The 16279-nt window shown below is 74.5% G+C and carries 13 protein-coding genes; 7 read left to right on the plus strand and 6 right to left on the minus strand.

Features of this window, described 5'->3' with window-relative positions; translation table 11 throughout:
- Positions 1–104: 104 nt before the first annotated feature.
- Together sigJ and ACPC54_RS30025 are read left to right on the plus strand one after the other, a co-directional pair.
- Positions 105–1019, plus strand: a complete 915-nt coding sequence (sigJ, locus tag ACPC54_RS30020) for an RNA polymerase sigma factor SigJ (RefSeq protein WP_498969272.1) — start codon at positions 105–107, stop codon at positions 1017–1019.
- 110 nt (positions 1020–1129) lie between these two features.
- Positions 1130–2206, plus strand: coding sequence for an NAD(P)/FAD-dependent oxidoreductase (locus ACPC54_RS30025; RefSeq protein ID WP_498969274.1), 1077 nt, complete (start codon positions 1130–1132; stop codon positions 2204–2206).
- A gap of 54 nt (positions 2207–2260) precedes the next feature.
- Here the strand turns inward: ACPC54_RS30025 and lepA are convergent, their stop codons facing one another.
- The gene (lepA, locus tag ACPC54_RS30030) at positions 2261–4129 is read right to left on the minus strand and encodes a translation elongation factor 4 (RefSeq protein ID WP_498969276.1); all 1869 of its coding nucleotides are present in this window, start codon (positions 4127–4129) and stop codon (positions 2261–2263) included.
- 449 nt (positions 4130–4578) lie between these two features.
- Between lepA and rpsT the strand changes: the two genes are divergently transcribed.
- Entirely contained in the window at positions 4579–4848 is a 270-nt protein-coding gene (gene rpsT / locus ACPC54_RS30035) for a 30S ribosomal protein S20 (RefSeq protein WP_498969277.1), read from the plus strand.
- A gap of 277 nt (positions 4849–5125) precedes the next feature.
- On the plus strand, positions 5126–5929 hold the full coding sequence (locus ACPC54_RS30040) for a hypothetical protein (RefSeq protein WP_498969278.1): 804 nt from the start codon (positions 5126–5128) through the stop codon (positions 5927–5929).
- A 43-nt stretch (positions 5930–5972) separates the two neighbouring features.
- On the opposite strand, the gene holA is transcribed toward ACPC54_RS30040, so the two are convergent.
- Positions 5973–6971, minus strand: coding sequence for a DNA polymerase III subunit delta (gene holA, locus ACPC54_RS30045; protein WP_498969280.1), 999 nt, complete (start codon positions 6969–6971; stop codon positions 5973–5975).
- 77 nt (positions 6972–7048) lie between these two features.
- Between holA and ACPC54_RS30050 the strand changes: the two genes are divergently transcribed.
- The 3 genes from ACPC54_RS30050 to ACPC54_RS30060 all read left to right on the plus strand — a co-directional run bounded on the left by ACPC54_RS30050 (position 7049) and on the right by ACPC54_RS30060 (position 10358).
- The gene (locus ACPC54_RS30050) at positions 7049–7345 is read left to right on the plus strand and encodes a hypothetical protein (protein ID WP_498969282.1); all 297 of its coding nucleotides are present in this window, start codon (positions 7049–7051) and stop codon (positions 7343–7345) included.
- A 203-nt stretch (positions 7346–7548) separates the two neighbouring features.
- Positions 7549–9207 (plus strand): alkaline phosphatase family protein, encoded by a 1659-nt coding sequence (locus ACPC54_RS30055; protein ID WP_498969283.1) that lies wholly within the window; start codon positions 7549–7551, stop codon positions 9205–9207.
- A 155-nt stretch (positions 9208–9362) separates the two neighbouring features.
- Positions 9363–10358 (plus strand): ArsR/SmtB family transcription factor, encoded by a 996-nt coding sequence (locus ACPC54_RS30060; RefSeq protein ID WP_498969285.1) that lies wholly within the window; start codon positions 9363–9365, stop codon positions 10356–10358.
- A 298-nt stretch (positions 10359–10656) separates the two neighbouring features.
- Here the strand turns inward: ACPC54_RS30060 and ACPC54_RS30065 are convergent, their stop codons facing one another.
- The 4 genes from ACPC54_RS30065 to ACPC54_RS30080 form a co-directional block, all read right to left on the minus strand.
- Entirely contained in the window at positions 10657–13269 is a 2613-nt protein-coding gene (locus ACPC54_RS30065; protein ID WP_498969287.1) for a ComEC/Rec2 family competence protein, read from the minus strand.
- An 86-nt stretch (positions 13270–13355) separates the two neighbouring features.
- Entirely contained in the window at positions 13356–14327 is a 972-nt protein-coding gene (locus tag ACPC54_RS30070) for a ComEA family DNA-binding protein (protein ID WP_498969289.1), read from the minus strand.
- Positions 14328–14469: 142 nt separating this feature from the next.
- Positions 14470–15315, minus strand: coding sequence for a DegV family protein (locus ACPC54_RS30075; RefSeq protein WP_498969290.1), 846 nt, complete (start codon positions 15313–15315; stop codon positions 14470–14472).
- A gap of 81 nt (positions 15316–15396) precedes the next feature.
- Entirely contained in the window at positions 15397–16194 is a 798-nt protein-coding gene (locus tag ACPC54_RS30080) for a hypothetical protein (protein WP_498969291.1), read from the minus strand.
- Positions 16195–16279 lie beyond the last annotated feature (85 nt).

A 16279-nucleotide genomic window follows, 5' to 3' on the forward strand; every position in this document is an offset into this window, starting at 1 on the left:
CCCCCCGGGCGGCGGCGCGCGGAGCCGGGACGGACCCACCCGTCCCGGCTCCGCTGCGCGACGGGCCGTCGCGCAGCGGCCCGGCCTTCGCTACGGTGGCACCCGTGACCGCCCAGCCCGCAGCCGCCCGACCGACCCCCGACGCGTTCGAGACGAACCGCCGCTACCTGGGTTCCGTCGCCTACCGGCTGCTCGGCTCCTTCACCGACGCCGAGGACGTGCTCCAGGAGGCCTGGCTGCGCTGGCAGGCCGCCGACCGCGGCGCGGTCGACGACCCACGCGCCTTCCTCACCACCGTCGTCACCCGGCTCTGCTACGACCAGCTCGGCTCCGCCCGCGCCCGCCGCGAGGCCTACTACGGCGAATGGCTGCCCGAGCCGTCCGTCTCCTACGCGAACACCCCCGACACCCCCGCCGACCTCGCCGAACGCGGCGAGTCCGTGTCGCTCGCCCTGCTCGCCGTCCTCGAACAGCTCACCCCGGCCGAGCGGGCCGCCTTCGTCCTGCACGACGTGTTCGCGGTCGGCTTCGAGGACATCGCCACCTCCCTCGACCGCACCCCCGACGCCACCCGCCAACTCGCCTCCCGGGCCCGCCGCCGGGTCAAGGACGGCAGCCGGCACGCGCACGCCGACCCGGCCGCGCACCGGCGGGCCGTCGAGGCCTTCACCGCCGCCAGCACCCGCGGCGACATCCTCGGCCTGATGGAGGTCCTCGACCCGGACGTGGTCTGGCACGCCGACGGCGGCGGCATCGTCCGCGCCGCCGCCCGCCCCGTCCTCGGCGCCGACAAGGTGGCCCGGCTGGTGGCCGGCCTGGTCGGCAAGTGGTTCACCCCCGAACTCGGGCTCGGCGCCGCCCTGGTCAACGGCGACCCGGGCCTGGTCTGGTACGAGCGGGCCACCGGCACCGTCACCGGCGTGGTCGCCTTCGACGTCGTCGACGGCCTGATCCGCGAGGCCTACGTGGTGGTCAACCCCGAGAAGCTCACCCGGATCGAACCCGTCCCCGCACCCTGACCCGGCCCCGCGAGCCCGTGACGCAGGTCACCGTCACATCCCGACCGGCCACGTCGTCCCCCTCCCGAACAGCGCTCCGCGGGAGCGCACCCCGCAAGGAGGCGGACGAGATGAGCACCACCACCGAGCAGCGGATCGTCGTCCTGGGCGCCGGATACGCCGGACTCACCGCGGCCAAGGGCGCCGGCCGGCACCACACCGTCACCCTGGTCGCCCCCGAGGAGCGGCTGCTGCACCGCATCCGCCAGCACGAGACCGCGGCCGGCCGCGGCCGTGACTGGCCCGCCATCGGCGACCTCGCCCGCGGCCGCCGGATCGAGCACCGCCGCGCCCGCGCCGTCGGGATCGACCCGGCCGGGCACAAGGTCGTCCTCGACGACGGCACCACCCTCGGCTACGACACCCTGGTCTACGCCCTCGGCAGCCGCACCGCCTGGCACGGCGTCCCCGGCGCCGCTGAGCACGCCCACCCCGTGGAGCGCGCCGACCAGGTCCGGCGCCTGATCCGCGAAGCCGCCCGCCCCGGCACCCTGGCCGTCGTCGGCGGCGGCGCCACCGGCATCGAACTGGCCACCGAACTCGCCGAGGCCCACCCCGACTCGCGGGTGCGGATCGTCGCGGGCGGACAGGTCGGCGGCATCTACTCGCCCAAGGGCCGCGCCCACATCCGCAAGGTCCTCGACCGGCTCGGCGTCGCCGTCCACGAGGACGCCACCGTCACCGAGGTCACCCCGGACGGGCTGCGCACCACCGCCGGCCCGGTCGCCGCCGACCTCACCCTGTGGGCCGCCTCGCTGGAACCCCACCCGCTGGCCGCCGAGGCCGGACTCGCCGTGGACGAGCACGGCCGAGCCCTCGTCGACGACCACCTGCGGTCGCTCTCGCACCCCGACATCCACGTCGTCGGCGACGCCGCCGCCGTCACCGTCCCCGGCATCGGCACCCTGCGGATGGGCTGCGCCACCGCCCTGCCGCAGGGCCAGTACCTCGGCAAGCTGCTCGACGGGCGCACCGACAAGCCGTTCGGCTTCAAGTACGTCGTGCAGTGCCTGAGCCTCGGCCGCCGGGACGGGCTCCTGCAGCTCGTCCACCCGGACGACTCGATGAAGCCCACCGTCCTCACCGGCACCGCGGGGCGGCTCGCCAAGGCCGGGATCGTCGGCGTCGTGTTCAGCGCGCTCAAGTAGGAACGCGGAAGGGCCCGGGCGGATGCGTCCGCCCGGGCCCTTCCGTGTCCGCTGCTACTTCTTGTCCTTCGGCGACTCGGCGTCGGTGGACAGCGCGGCGATGAAGGCCTCCTGCGGGACCTCCACGCTGCCGACCATCTTCATCCGCTTCTTGCCTTCCTTCTGCTTCTCCAGGAGCTTGCGCTTACGGGAGATGTCACCGCCGTAGCACTTGGCGAGGACGTCCTTGCGGATCGCGCGGACGGTCTCGCGGGCGATCACCCGGGAGCCGATCGCGGCCTGGATCGGCACCTCGAACTGCTGGCGGGGGATGAGCTTCTGCAGCTTGCCGGCCATCATCACGCCGTAGCCGTAGGCCTTGTCCTTGTGCACGATCGCGGAGAACGCGTCCACCGCGTCGCCGTGCAGCAGGATGTCGACCTTGACCAGGGCCGCGGTCTGCTCGCCGATGGGCTCGTAGTCGAGCGAGGCGTAGCCGCGGGTCTTGGACTTCAGCTGGTCGAAGAAGTCGAAGACGATCTCGGCGAGCGGCAGGGTGTAGCGCAGCTCGACGCGGTCCTCGGACAGGTAGTCCATGCCCTGCAGGCTGCCGCGGCGGGACTGGCACAGCTCCATGATCGCGCCGACGAACTCGTTGGGCGCCAGGATGGTGCCGCGCACGATCGGCTCGTACACCTCGGCGATCTTGCCGGAGGGGAACTCGCTCGGGTTGGTGACGGTGTGCTCGGTGCCGTCCTCCATGACCACCCGGTAGACCACGTTCGGGGCGGTGGAGATCAGGTCGAGGTTGAACTCGCGCTCCAGGCGCTCCCGGATGATCTCCAGGTGCAGCAGGCCGAGGAAGCCGCAGCGGTAGCCGAAGCCGAGCGCGACCGAGGTCTCCGGCTCGTACACCAGGGCGGCGTCGTTCAGGCGCAGCTTGTCCAGGGCGTCGCGCAGCAGCGGGTAGTCCGAGCCGTCCAGCGGGTACAGGCCGGAGAACACCATCGGACGCGGGTCCTTGTAGCCGCCCAGCGGCTCGGTGGCGCCCTTGTGCTGCGAGGTGATCGTGTCACCGACCTTGGACTGCCGGACGTCCTTCACGCCGGTGATGATGTAACCCACCTCGCCGACGCCGAGGCCGTCCGCGACCTTCGGCTCCGGCGAGATGACGCCGATCTCCAGCAGCTCGTGGGTGGCGCCGGTGGACATCATCGCGATGCGCTCGCGCTTGGTCAGCTGGCCGTCCACGACACGGACGTAGGTGACCACGCCGCGGTAGGCGTCGTACACCGAGTCGAAGATCATCGCGCGGGCCGGGGCGTCCTTGACGCCGACCGGGGCCGGGATGGTGTTGACGATGTGGTCGAGCAGGTCCTCGACGCCCAGGCCCGTCTTGGCGCTGACCTGGAGCACGTCCGAGGGGTCGCAGCCGATGATGTGGGCGATCTCCGCGGCGTACTTCTCCGGCTGGGCGGCCGGCAGGTCGATCTTGTTGAGCACCGGGACGATCGTGAGGTCGTTCTCCAGCGCCAGGTACAGGTTGGCGAGGGTCTGCGCCTCGATGCCCTGGGCCGCGTCGACCACCAGGATGGTGCCCTCGCAGGCCGCCAGGGAACGGGACACCTCGTACGTGAAGTCCACGTGGCCCGGGGTGTCGATCATGTTGAGGATGTGCGTCGTCCCGGCATCCGGCCCGGTCTTCGGGGCCCACGGGAGGCGGACCGCCTGCGACTTGATGGTGATGCCGCGCTCGCGCTCGATGTCCATCCGGTCGAGGTACTGGGCGCGCATCTGCCGGGGGTCGACGACGCCGGTGATCTGCAGCATCCGGTCTGCGAGCGTCGACTTGCCGTGGTCGATGTGGGCGATGATGCAGAAGTTGCGAATCAGCGCCGGGTCGGTACGGCTGGGCTCTGGCACATTGCTGGGGGTCGCGGGCACCTTGGTCCGATTCTCCGTTGGTCCGGGGCCGGGGGTGTCCCGATCATCGCTGACCGGCTATCCCGGGGACCGGACAGTCTCGTCCGATCGAAATAGTTCCTCCCATCTTCCCACGACCGCGGCACGGCCCGCCGTTCGGGCACCTCACAGCCTTCCGCCACCCGCCTCCCGGTGTCAGGACGGCCGCCCAGGACCCTCGTACGGGCGGTGGCGGGAGCTGCTGCACCGCTTCTACCGGCCGTTCCCGGAGGTCGAGCACGACGGGGAGCCGGTGCCGAGCGCGTAGGCCCGCCCCGGCCGGTCGCACGGGCCCGCCCCGGCCGGTTTGGGCCGGGCAGCGGGCCCCTGGTAGCGTGGTCAGCTGCACCTGGCCCCGGCATGCCCTCTCAGCAGGTCCGGAGGCCGCCGGTGCGAAACCCGTTCAACTTTTCACAGACTGAGGCTCCTTCGTGGCGAACATCAAGTCCCAGATCAAGCGCAACAAGACCAACGAGAAGGCGCGCCTGCGCAACAAGGCCGTCAAGTCCTCGCTGAAGACCGCTCTGCGCAAGGCCCGTGAGGCCGCTGCCGCCGGCGAGACCGAGAAGGCCGTCCTGCTGGCCCGCGCCGCCTCCAAGGCGCTGGACAAGGCCGTGAGCAAGGGCGTCATCCACGCCAACCAGGCCGCCAACAAGAAGTCGGCCATCACCAAGCACGTCGCCACGGCCGTCCAGGCCTGACGTCGCCCCCGGGGGCTCCGGCCCCCACCCCGCCCCGGGACGACCCGGCCCTCTACCCGGTCCCCGAGGTGCGCGAGAACTCGCACCGCACGCGGCCTGCGTTCGCCACGCGGGTGCGGTGCCCAGAGCAGTGCGGCAGGCGCCGCGGCAAGCCCCTTCCTCAGGGGCGGCCGCGGCGCCTGTCGGTTTCCGGGCCCAGACCCTAGGGTCGGTCCCGCACGATCAGGGGCGTCGAGGTGCGGGGGAGCGCGCTCGCGCCGGACCAGAGGGGGATTCCATGACCATGCCACCGCCCGCATCGCCGAACGGGCCCGGGTACGGCTTCCCGCAGCAGGCGCCCGGCCCGGCGGGGTTCGGGCCGCCGCAGCCGGCGGGGACGCCGGGGGTGCCCGGAGCTCCCGACAGCGGCGCGGGCGGACGGACCAGGGGCGGCAACCTGCGCCGCAACGCCGTCTGGGCCTTCGTCGGCGCGGTGCTCGCCTCCGGCGGCTGGGCCGCCGCCGTCACCGCCCTCCCGAACCTGGTCCAGAGCGACACCTCACCGCGCAGCGTCAGCGCCTTCAAGCTCTCCGACGACTTCTGCACCAGCGGCAAACCCCAGGAACTCCTCCGGCTCTACAAGATCCCGGACAGCAACCCGCCGTACAGGCACACCGACCGGCACGCCAACATGGACACCATGGTCTGCTCCATGACGCTGGAGCGCAGCAACCCGAGCACCAACGACGCCCAGTACGCGTCCTCCTACATGCGGGCCGACCTGCACAAGGCCGTCAACCCGGCACCCGAGTTCGCCGCCAGCAAGGACGCCTACCGGCAGCGGAACTACCAGCTCACCGACATCCCCGACCTCGGCGACGAGGCCTACTTCGCCTACCTCGACGAGACCGGCCAGGGCGGCTCCGACAAGACCTGGCACAACGTCCACGCCGAGGTGAACGTCCGCGACGGCGGGATGACCTACTTCTTCTCCTGGAGCGGCAGCTACTCGGAAGGCAAGACCAAGGTCCCGAGCAAGGAGGACCTGCGCGTCGCCATGCAGACCGACACCTGGGCGACCACCCGCTCGATGCACAAGTAGGCCGTCCGCGACGGCCCCGGGCCGCCGCCCGCGACCGCTCCCGTCAGTACGACGGGCGGGAGCCGGCCCGGGCGGCGCGGGCCACCGCGACCACCGCGCGCTCCAGCGCGTACGCCGGATCGTCCGAACCGCCCTTGACCGCCGCGTCCGCCTGCGCGATCGCGGTCAGCGCGGCCGCCACGCCGTCGCCCGTCCAGCCGCGCATCTGCTGGCGCACCCGGTCCACCTTCCACGGCGGCATCCCCAGCTCCCGGGCCAGATCACCCGGGCGCAGGTTGCGCCCCGCCGTCGCCAGCCGGCCGATGCTGCGCACCCCGGACGCCAGCGCGTAGGTGATGCCGGTCGGCGGCTGGCCGACCGCCAGCGCCCAGCGCAGCCGCTCCAGCGCCTCCGCCGCCCGGCCGGTCACCGCCAGGTCCGCCACCTCGAAGCCGGTCGCCTCCGCCCGGCCGCTGTAGTAACGGGCCACCACCGTCTCGTCGATCGCGCCCTCGACGTCCGAGGTCAACTGGCTGCACGCGGCCGCCAGCTCGCGCAGGTCGCTGCCCAGCGCGTCCAGCAGCGCCTGACAGGCCTCCGGGGTCGCCGAGCGGCCCAGCGTGCGGAACTCGCCCTTCACGAACGCCAGCCGCTCGCTCGCCTTGGTCAGCTTCGCGCAGGCCACCTCGCGCCCGCCCGCCTTGCGCCCCGCGTCCAGCAGGCCCTTGCCCTTGGCGCCGCCCGCGTGCACCAGCACCACGATCACCTCGTCGGCCGGCGCCTCCAGGTACGCCTTGAGCTCCTTCACCGAATCGGCGCCGAGGTCCTGCGCGGCCCGGACCACGATCACCTTGCGCTCGGCGAACAGCGACGGCGTGGTCAACTCGGCCAGGCTGCCGGGCTGCAGGCCACCGGGCGGCAGGTCCCGCACATCGGTGTCCGGATCCGCCGCCTTCGCCGCCGCCACCACCTGGGCGACCGCGCGGTCCAGCAGCAGCTCCTCCTGGCCGACCGCGAGGGTCAGCGGGGCGAGCAGGTCGTCGGGTGCACTCTTCCTGGCCATCGCCTACCAGCATCCCACGGGCCGCGGACACTCCCCCTCGCCTCCGGCCCCGGCCGCCCGGCCTGGACAATGGTGCGGTGACCGAGAACCACCGCCCGGCCGGCCTCCCGGCCGTCGACGACCCGTACGCACGCCAACTGCTCGTCCTCCCGGACCGCGACACCGCCGAGGAGACCGCCGAAGAGCTCGCCGCCGCCCGGCCCGGCCTCGACGAACCCGAGATCGTCCGCGACGCCCTGGCCGGCGAGGACGACGCCGAGGACGCGCAGTGGCTCCTCGTCCTCGACGCGCCGGACGGCGGCTGGACCCCGGCCCTGCTCCAGGCCCTCGACATCCTCGCCGCCGCCCACGAAGGCTGGCGCGAGGAGGCCTGAGGCGTCCGGCCGCGCGGGCCGGCCACGACGACACCGTCCTCGACGCCTGCGGAGCCCAGTCGGTGAGAACTCGGTAAGACCGCCCGCCCCTCCGCACAGGGGCCCGGCCCCGTTCACCTCCCCGCCGCCGCCGGTACACCGGGGACTCCCACCCTGGGGGGCGCACCGCCGCAGCCACCTTCCCCCCCCCGCAGGAGCCCTCTGTGACCCGTCGTTATGTTCGGCTGGCCGCCGCCCTCGGCACCGCCGGTGTGCTCGCCGGATCCACCGTCGCCCAGGCATCCGTCGCCCAGGCGGACCCCGAGGAGGGCCGCGGCGCCCACGCCCGGCATGCCCAGCACGTCCTGCTGGTCTCCGTCGACGGGCTGCACCAGTCGGACCTCGCCTGGTTCGTCGCCCAGCACCCGCAGTCGGCCCTGGCCCGGCTCGTCCGCGGCGGCGTCGAGTACACCCACGCCCGCACCACCAACCCCTCGGACTCCTTCCCCGGCATGGTCGCCCAGCTGACCGGCGGCGGCCCGGGCACCACCGGCGTCTACTACGACGACACCTACGACGCCGCGCTGCTCCCGGCCGGCACCACCGACTGCACGAACGCCAAGCCCGGCGTCGAGGTGGACCTCACCGAGGACCTCGACCGGAACCAGGACGCGCTCGACGCCGGCCAGGGCCTCGCCGGCCTGCCCGGCTCCATCCTGCAGATGACCGGCCGGCCGCAGACCCTGATCAACCCGGCCAAGCTCCCCGTCGACCCGCACACCTGCAAGCCCGTCCAGCCGCACTCCTACCTCCAGGTCAACACCGTCTTCGAGGTCGCCCGCCAGGCCGGCCTGCGCACCGCGTGGTCCGACAAGCACGCCGCCTACGAGATCCTCAACGGCCCCTCCGGCGAAGGCATCCAGGACCTCTTCACCCCCGAGATCAACAGCCGGGCCACCGGGTACAGCGGCGACTGGACCAAGGACAACCAGGCCACCGAACAGTACGACGCGTACAAGGTGCAGGCCGTCCTCAACGAGATCGACGGCTACGACCACAGCCGCACCCACCAGGTCGGCACCCCGGCGGTCTTCGGCCTCAACCTCCAGTCGGTCTCCACCGCGCAGAAGCTCAAGACCTCCGACGGCCTCCAGGGCGGCTACGCCACCAAGGGCGTGCCCGGGCCGCTGCTCACGAAGAACCTGGAGTTCGTCGACCGCCAGATCGACGCGCTGACCGGGGAACTGCGCAAGCAGCACCTGGGCGGCTCCACCACCGTCATCCTCTCGGCCAAGCACGGCCAGTCCCCGATCGACCCGACCGCGCTCAACCGGATCGACGACGGCCCGCTGCTGGCCGGCCTCAACACCGCCTGGAAGGCGGCCCACCCGGGCGCCGGCGACCTCGTCGCCCACGCCGTCGACGACGACGGCGTGCTGCTCTGGCTGAACGACCGCTCCACGGCCGCCACCGCATTCGCCAAGGCCTACCTGCTGGCGCAGAACGGCAACGGCGTCGACATCAACGGCAAGGCCCGGCCGTTCACCCACGGCGGCATCGAAACGGCCTACGCCGGGGAGGAGGCCGCCGACCGCTTCCACGTCGCGCCGGGCGACCCGCGGGTGCCCGACGTCTTCGGCGTCGCGCAGTACGGCGTCGTCTACACCGGTGGCAGCAAGATCGCCGAGCACGGCGGCGCCCACGCCGACGACCTGGACGTGCCGCTGGTCGTCTCCGGCGCCGCCACCCCGGACGGCGTCCGCTCGGACGAGAAGGTCGAGACCAAGCAGATCGCGCCGACCATCCTGAAGCTGCTCGGCCTCAAGCCCGACGCCCTGCAGGCCGTCCGCGAGGAACACACCCGGGTACTGCCGGTCCGCTGAATCCCCGGGCGGCCGTACCCGCGTGATGTACGGCCGCCCGGACGCCCCCTCCGGCGCCCCGGCGCGACGTCGTCCTGTTCCGGCCTGGCCCGAGCGTGCGCGAGTCGGAAGAATCGACAGCCGCAGCGACACACCGGGCGGGCGGCGGAGGGCACATGGTCTACCGGTTCCACTTCACCGGCGCCGACCTCGCCCGCACCCGGGTCGCCCCGTCCGTGCCGCCGCTGGAAGAACTCAGCATCGCGCTGCGCGTCCTCCAGGACCGCAACCAGGCCCTGCGCTTCGGCGCGTGGCGCCGCGAGGTCTGGACCCGCCTGCCGCCCCAGGCGCGCATGGTGCTCGACCTGACACCCCGGCACGGCTGGACGCCCGGCTTCCTGATCCCGCAGGGGCCGGGCGGCGTCCCCGAGTTGCTGGAGCAGGTCGCCGCCACGCCGACCACACGGCTCCGGACGACCCTGGCCCAGATCGCCGAGCGGCAGCGCCTGCCCGGCTGGGCCTCCCGGCTCGGCGACAGCCCCGAGGTGCTGCGGCAACTCGTCGACGCCCTCGACCAGGTCCACGCCGTCGCCCTGGCCCCCTACTGGCCCCAGGTCACCGCCCAGGTCGCGGCCGACCGGGCCGTCCGCTCCCACGACCTCCTGCACGGCGGCGTCGAACGGCTGCTGAACGGGCTCTACCCGCCGCGCATCCGGTGGCGGGCGCCCGTCCTGGAGGTCGACCTGGTCTCAGGCCTGGAAGGCGACGTCCACCTGGAAGGCCGTGGCCTGCTGCTGGTGCCGTCCGTCTTCGCCACCCAGGCGCCCGTGATCAACCCGGACGCCGAACCCCAGCCCATCCTGACCTACCCCGCCCACCGCGACGAACAGGCCGGCCCGCTGGCCCTCACCACCCGGGCCCCGGCCGACGACACCCCGGCGCCACTGGCCGCGCTGCTCGGCCGCACCCGCGCCGCCGTCCTGCACGTCATCGCGCAACGCCCCGGCTGCACGACCGGCGAGATCGCCACGGCCCTGGCCATCGGCCCGTCCGGCGCCAGCCAACACGCCACCGTCCTGCGCGAGGCCGGCCTCATCACCACCCTGCGCCACCGCAACACCGCCCTCCACACCCCCACCCCCGCCGGCCTCGCCCTCCTGGGCCGCTCCTAGGGCGTGCCTTGCGGCGCCGCTGTTCGCGGTTCGCGATCACCCCGAGCGGGCCGGTCGGGAAGTCGCTCTCGCTGCCTGGCCGTTGGCGGTGCACACGTCCGGGGACGGGGACAGGGCCGGGGACGGGCACCCGCCCCGACGCCGCCGCTTCTTCGCGGCGCGCTCCGGGCCTGCCCGGAGCGCGCCGCCACCCATTTCCCCGGGCCCCCGCCCCCGCCCCCCTCCCGCCCTCCCTCCTCCTCCCCACCCCCACCCCCAGCCCTTCCCCACTTCGTGGTCGGGAGGAGGAGAGCGGGGATCACCCGGGCGGAGCGCGCGGGGCGATGGCACGGTCAGCGGTGGCCGCAGTGCCGGCAGTGGTGGCCCGGGGATGCGGCTTGCGCACCTCGTGCGTGCCCGTCGACGCGTGCACGGACACCCCGAGGGCAGCCGGGGAGTCCCCCGTCACCGCGATGTCGCCGGCCCGATCCGTCCGCAGCACCGTCGCACCGAGCGCGCGCAACCGGTCGACCGTCCGCCCGGACGGATGCCCGTACGCATTGCCCTCACCGCAGGAGATCAACGCCAGCCGGGGCCGCAACGCGCCGGCCAGGTCCCAGTCCTGATGCGCCGAACCATGATGGGCGACCTTCAGTACGTCCACCCGCCCCACCCGCCCCGACAGCGCCGCCTGGGCAGGAGGTTCGAGGTCCCCGAGCAGCGCCATCCGGAGGCCGCCCGCCAAGGTGACCGCCAGCGCGACGCTCGCGTTGTTCGCCCCCGGCGCCTCGACCGCCGCCCCGGGATCGGGCCACAGCACCTCCCAGGACAGCCCCGCACCGGCCGAGCGCCGTTCACCGCGCCCCGCACGCAGCAGCGGGGCTCCGGCACCCGCCGCCCAGGCCGCCACCCGGGCCGCCTCGCCCGGCGGGTCGTCCGCGGTCGTGCCCTCGACGGCACCGACCCGGCGCCCCCGCAGGACCCCAGGCACGCCCTCCACATGGTCCGCGTGGAAGTGCGTCAGCACCAGCAACGGAACCTCCGTCACGCCCAGATCGCGCAGGCACCGATCGGCGGCAGCCGGCTCCGGGCCGGTGTCGACCACGATCGCGCTGTCCGACGCGCCCGCGGACAGGACCACCATGTCCCCCTGCCCGACGTCGCACATCACCAGCCGCCACCCCGGCGGTGGCCAGCCGGTGGCGATCCGGGTGAGCTGCGGCGGCCGCAGCAGCACACCGAGCAGGACGACCAGCAGCACCCCGGTCACCACCGCGCGCACCCACCGGCGGCGGGCCCGCACCGGGCGGCCGGGCTCGGCCCGCCGCGGCAGCAGGAGCGGCGCCGCCCAGCAGGCCGCCAGGACCCCGAGCGCGACCGTCACCGTCCCGAACCAGCCTCCCGGCCATGACAGTTGGCCACCCGGGAGCTCCGCACCGCGGCGCGCCACCTGGGCGAGCCAGCCGGCCGGCACCCCGGCAGGCTCCGCCAGCAGCCGGGCCGCACCGGGAAGGACCGGCTGCAGCACCAGGACCCCGAAGCCGAGCAGTGTGGCCGGGGCAACCGCCAGCTCCGCGAGCAGGTTGCACGGGATCCCGACCAGGCTGATGTGCCCGGAGAGCACCACCGTCACCGGCGCGCACAGCGCCTGGGCGGCGGCCGCCGCCGCGAAGGCGCCCGCCAGGTGGTGCGGCCAGCCCCGGGCACGCAGGGCCTCGGCCCAGTGCGGCCCGAGGACGAGCAGGCCGGCGGTGGCGAGCACCGAGAGCAGGAAGCCGAAGGAGCGGGCCAGGAACGGGTCGAGCAGGACCAGCACCAGGACGGCGCCGGCGAGCGCGGGCACCGCCTTCCGGGGGCGGCCGGTGGCCAGGGCCAGCATGCCGATCAACCCCGTGCCCGCCGCCCGCAGCACGCTCGGCTCGGGCCGGCAGATGGTGACGAAGGCCAGCGTCAGTGCCGTGCCGAGCAGCGCGCTGGTGCGCAGCGGGATCCCCAACACCGGTGCCAGCCCGCGCCGTTCCGCGGTACCGGCCTGTCCGGGGGATCCCAGCAGCACGCCGAGGACGATCGCCAGGTTCGCCCCGCTGACGGCCACCAGGTGCACCAGGTCGGTGGCCCGGAAGGCTTCGTCGAGGTCGTCGGGCAGCCGCGACACGTCGCCGACGACCAGGCCGGGGAGCAGCCCCCGCGCATCCGGCGCCAGCCCGTCGCTGGCCGTGCGCAGGCCGTCGCGCAGCCGCCCGGCGATCCGCTGGGCGAAGTCCGGCGTTTCGAGGAGCCGCGGCGGGCCGTGGACGACCAGCAGTGCGGCGGACTCCGCGCCCCGGCCCTCCCCCGGCGGCCGGACGTCGGCGTCGGCCGCCAGTCGCGCGGACGGCAGGAGCCGCTGCCACGGCGCGCTCTCCGCGCCCCGGACCATGACCGTCACGGGCGTCCTGGTCCGGGTGGTGCCGCCGTCCGGCAGGACGGTGACCCGGTCGGCCACCGCGGCGACGGTCAGCAGCGCCTGCCCGCCGCCGGTGCCGCCCTGGACGGTGTGGGTCTTCGGATCCCCCGTGACGGTGAGTTCCACCTCGACCGGAGGCGCCGCACCCGGGGTGCGCTCGGCCGTGCGGACGAGTTCCGGCAGCGGGCCCCGATGCAGGTCGGCGGTGTGCAGCGGCGTCGCGACGGCGGCGGCCGCCGACGTGAGCAGGACGGCGGCGAGCGTCGCCACCGCCCCGTGCCGGCGGCGGAGGCCCGGCCGGGCGAGCAGCAGGACGGCCGCGAGGGTGGCGGCCACCGCTGCTCCGAGGACGAGGGCCTCGTGGCCCGGCTCCAGCCGCAGCAGCAGCGCGGTGACCACCCAGGCCGAAACGGCGGGGAAGAGCAGCCGGAAGTCGCTGCCCGCGGAACGGGCGTGCGGCACCGGCGCGTTGACGACGGCGGACATGGTGGTACCTCCCTTCGAGGGGCAGCGGCGGGCAGCATTGGGCATCGGCCGACGAGGAGCGGCGGTCGGGGACGGCGGACGGAACGTCAGAGGGTGAGCAGCGGGCGCAGCTCCGCGAACGTCCGGGCCCCGATGCCGCTGACCTGCCGGAGCTGGTCGACCGAGCGGAAGGAGCCGTGCGAGACGCGGTAGGCGAGGATGCGCTGGGCGAGGGTCGGGCCGACGCCGGGGAGGGTGTCGAGCTGTTCGAGCGTGGCGCGGTTGAGGCTGACGGGTGGCCGGGGCGCGACGGCCCCGGGCGGTCCGGCGCCGGAGGCGGGGGCCGCCGCCAGTGCGGGGGCGGGTGCCGGATCTCCGACGACGATCTGCTCGCCGTCCGTCAGGACCCGGGCGAGGTTGAGGCTCCTGGTGTCGGTCTCCGGCAGGGCGCCGCCCGCCGCCCGGACGGCGTCGGCCACCCGCGAGCCGCCCGGCAGGACGTGCAGGCCGGGCGAGCGGACCCGGCCGCCGACGTCGACCACGACGGCGACCTCGGCGGACGAGGCCGAGCCCTCGGGCGGGCCCGCCCCGGCCGCTGCTCCGGCCGCCACCCCCGGCACCGCCCCGGGCCCGAGCGCGGGACCGGCCTCGGCCGCCGTCCCCGCCGACACCCCGGCGGCCGGCACCGAGGCGGCCGTCAGCGCCGGGACGGCGACCGCCTCCGGCCTGCCCAGCCAGAAGTGCTGGACGGCGTAGCCGACCGCGAACAGCAGCAGGATGCCCAACCCGGCCACCGCCCGCCGGTCGAGCGCCAGCGCCGAGGCGAACCGCAGCCGCGCCCCGACACCGCCCGGCCGGTCGGCCACCCCCACCGGATCCAACGGCATCACCGGGTCCACCGGCACCACGGGCTCCGCCGACACCACGGGCTCCGCCTGCGTCACGGGCTCCACCGGGACGACGGGCTCCGCCGGCCCGGCGCCCGTGCCTCTCTCCGGCAGCAGCGCCGCCATCCGCAGCCGCACCGTCTCGTCGATCACATGGCGCTTCTTCGCCGCGCCCAGGCCCAAGGTCGTCATGGCGAGGACGGTAGGAGTCCGCCGCCGAACGCGCGGAAATTACCGGGAACCTGTGGATAACCCGGGGGTTGTGGATAAATCGTGTCACTCACACGAGTGGGGAGGCCCCTCCCAAATTGACGCAGTGGCCGAAACGCCCCAGTCAGCGCGGCGCGACCACCACCGCGAGCAGCCCCGGCCCGACGTGCGCGCCGATCACCGCCCCGACCTCCCCCACGTACAGCTCCCGCAGCCCCGGCACCCGCGCCCGCAGCCGCTCCGCGAGCGGCTCGGCCCGGTCCTCGGCGGCCAGGTGGTGCACGGTGATGTCGACCTCGCCCTCCCCGGAGCATTCGACCGCGATCTCCTCCAGCCGGGCGATCGCCCGCGACGCCGTGCGCACCTTCTCCAGCGGCTGGATCCGCCCCCCGTCCAGGTGCAGCAGCGGCTTGACCGCCAGCGCCGAGCCAAGCAGCGCCTGCGCGGCCCCGATCCGCCCGCCCCGGCGCAGGTGCTCCAGGGTGTCCACGTAGAAGAACCCACTGGTCACGGCGGCCCGCCGGCCCGCCGCCTCGGCGGCCTCCGCCAGCCCCCGCCCGGCCGCGATCGCCTCGGCGGCCGCGAGCACGCTGTACCCGAGGGCCATGGCGACCAGCCGGCTGTCGACCACCCGGACGGGCACCGGCGCCTCGGCGGCGGCCAGCCGGGCCGCCTCGACGGTGCCGGACAGTTCGCCGGAGATGTGCACGGAGACGATCCCCTCGGCCCCGGCCTCGGCGGCGGCCCGGTAGGCGGCGGCGAACGCGTCCGGGTTGGGCATGGAGGTGGTCACCCGCCGCTTGGCCCGCAGCGCCTCCGCGACGTCCTTCGGGGAGATCTCGACGCCCTCGCTGAGGACCGAGTCGCCGACCGCGACGCTCAGCGGTACCACCGTGATCCCGTGCCGGTCCAGGGACTCCTGGGGCAGATAGGCCGTGGAATCGGTGACAAGTGCGAGGTCGGAGGGCATGAGGCGGAGGTTACTCCCCGTTCGTTCGGGAGGACAGCGCCCGACGCGCGGCGCCGCGGCACCGCCCCGACGATCGGCTCATCAGCTCGCGGAGGGCCCCGTGGACGGCCCCGCCGAGGGCCCCGCGGACGGCTTGCGCAGCCGCTGCGCCAGCTTGGCCAGCGGATCGGCGAGCCCGAGCAGGTCCTCCGCGCTCGGCCGCCCCTTCCCGTCCGTGAGCCCGGCCCGGGGCCGCACACCGGAGCCCGCAGCACCCGCCCCGGAAGCCGACGAGGCCGAAGCCGACGAGGACCGCGAGGGCGACGAGGACGACGGGGACGACGAGGCCCCGTCCCAGTGCCGCAGCGCCCCCGCCTCGCTCTCGCACTCCTGGCTCAGCCGGCTCAGCTCGTCGTCCGCGAACCGGTGCATCCGGTCCTGCGCCGCCCACCGCATGGTCTCCGCCGAGTGCGTGATCCGCTCGGCCCGCTCCCGCAGCTCCGGCAGCTTGGCGGCGATCCGCCCGGTGTCCGGCTCGCGCTCCAACATCCGCAGCTCGCCGTCGAGTTCGGCCGCGTGGGCATCGAGCCGGGTGAGCAGGGCGAGCGCCTCGCCGAGCTGCCCGTCCTGCTCGACACCGCCCTCCAGCACCTGCCGGGTGCCGTCGAGCGCCGTGCGGAGCTTGAGCCGGACGGAGGCGATCTGCGCGGGCGGCCCGACCTTGGTGTACGTCCTGGCCTTGAGCGTGGCGTTCTCGACGGCGCGCCGGGCGTTGGCCTCGTGCCGCTCGACCTTCGCGGCGACGGCCTTGGCAGCCTTGACCGTACCGACCACGGCCAGGACCAGCACCGCGATCCCGAAGAGCAGGACCAGGCCGATCATCACGCCGAACACGTCCATCGAGCGTCACCTTCCGCTGCCAGATCGGCCCCCACGCAGGCCCAACGAGGGCCGCATCGCCGTGGGTTCCACCGTAGCCGCCGAG

Source organism: Kitasatospora sp. NPDC094028, assembly GCF_049543595.1.
Classification (GTDB): Bacteria; Actinomycetota; Actinomycetes; order Streptomycetales; family Streptomycetaceae; genus Kitasatospora.

Bases quoted from the DNA above. Each gene is read 5' to 3' on its own strand.
- ACPC54_RS30060 (WP_498969285.1), top strand. From the start codon at position 9,363: ATGGTCTACCGGTTCCACTTCACCGGCGCCGACCTCGCCCGCACCCGG.
- holA (WP_498969280.1), bottom strand. From the start codon at position 6,971: ATGGCCAGGAAGAGTGCACCCGACGACCTGCTCGCCCCGCTGACCCTC.
- ACPC54_RS30080 (WP_498969291.1), bottom strand. From the start codon at position 16,194: ATGGACGTGTTCGGCGTGATGATCGGCCTGGTCCTGCTCTTCGGGATC.
- ACPC54_RS30075 (WP_498969290.1), bottom strand. From the start codon at position 15,315: ATGCCCTCCGACCTCGCACTTGTCACCGATTCCACGGCCTATCTGCCC.
- ACPC54_RS30070 (WP_498969289.1), bottom strand. From the start codon at position 14,327: ATGACGACCTTGGGCCTGGGCGCGGCGAAGAAGCGCCATGTGATCGAC.
- ACPC54_RS30040 (WP_498969278.1), top strand. From the start codon at position 5,126: ATGACCATGCCACCGCCCGCATCGCCGAACGGGCCCGGGTACGGCTTC.
- ACPC54_RS30025 (WP_498969274.1), top strand. From the start codon at position 1,130: ATGAGCACCACCACCGAGCAGCGGATCGTCGTCCTGGGCGCCGGATAC.
- ACPC54_RS30065 (WP_498969287.1), bottom strand. From the start codon at position 13,269: ATGTCCGCCGTCGTCAACGCGCCGGTGCCGCACGCCCGTTCCGCGGGC.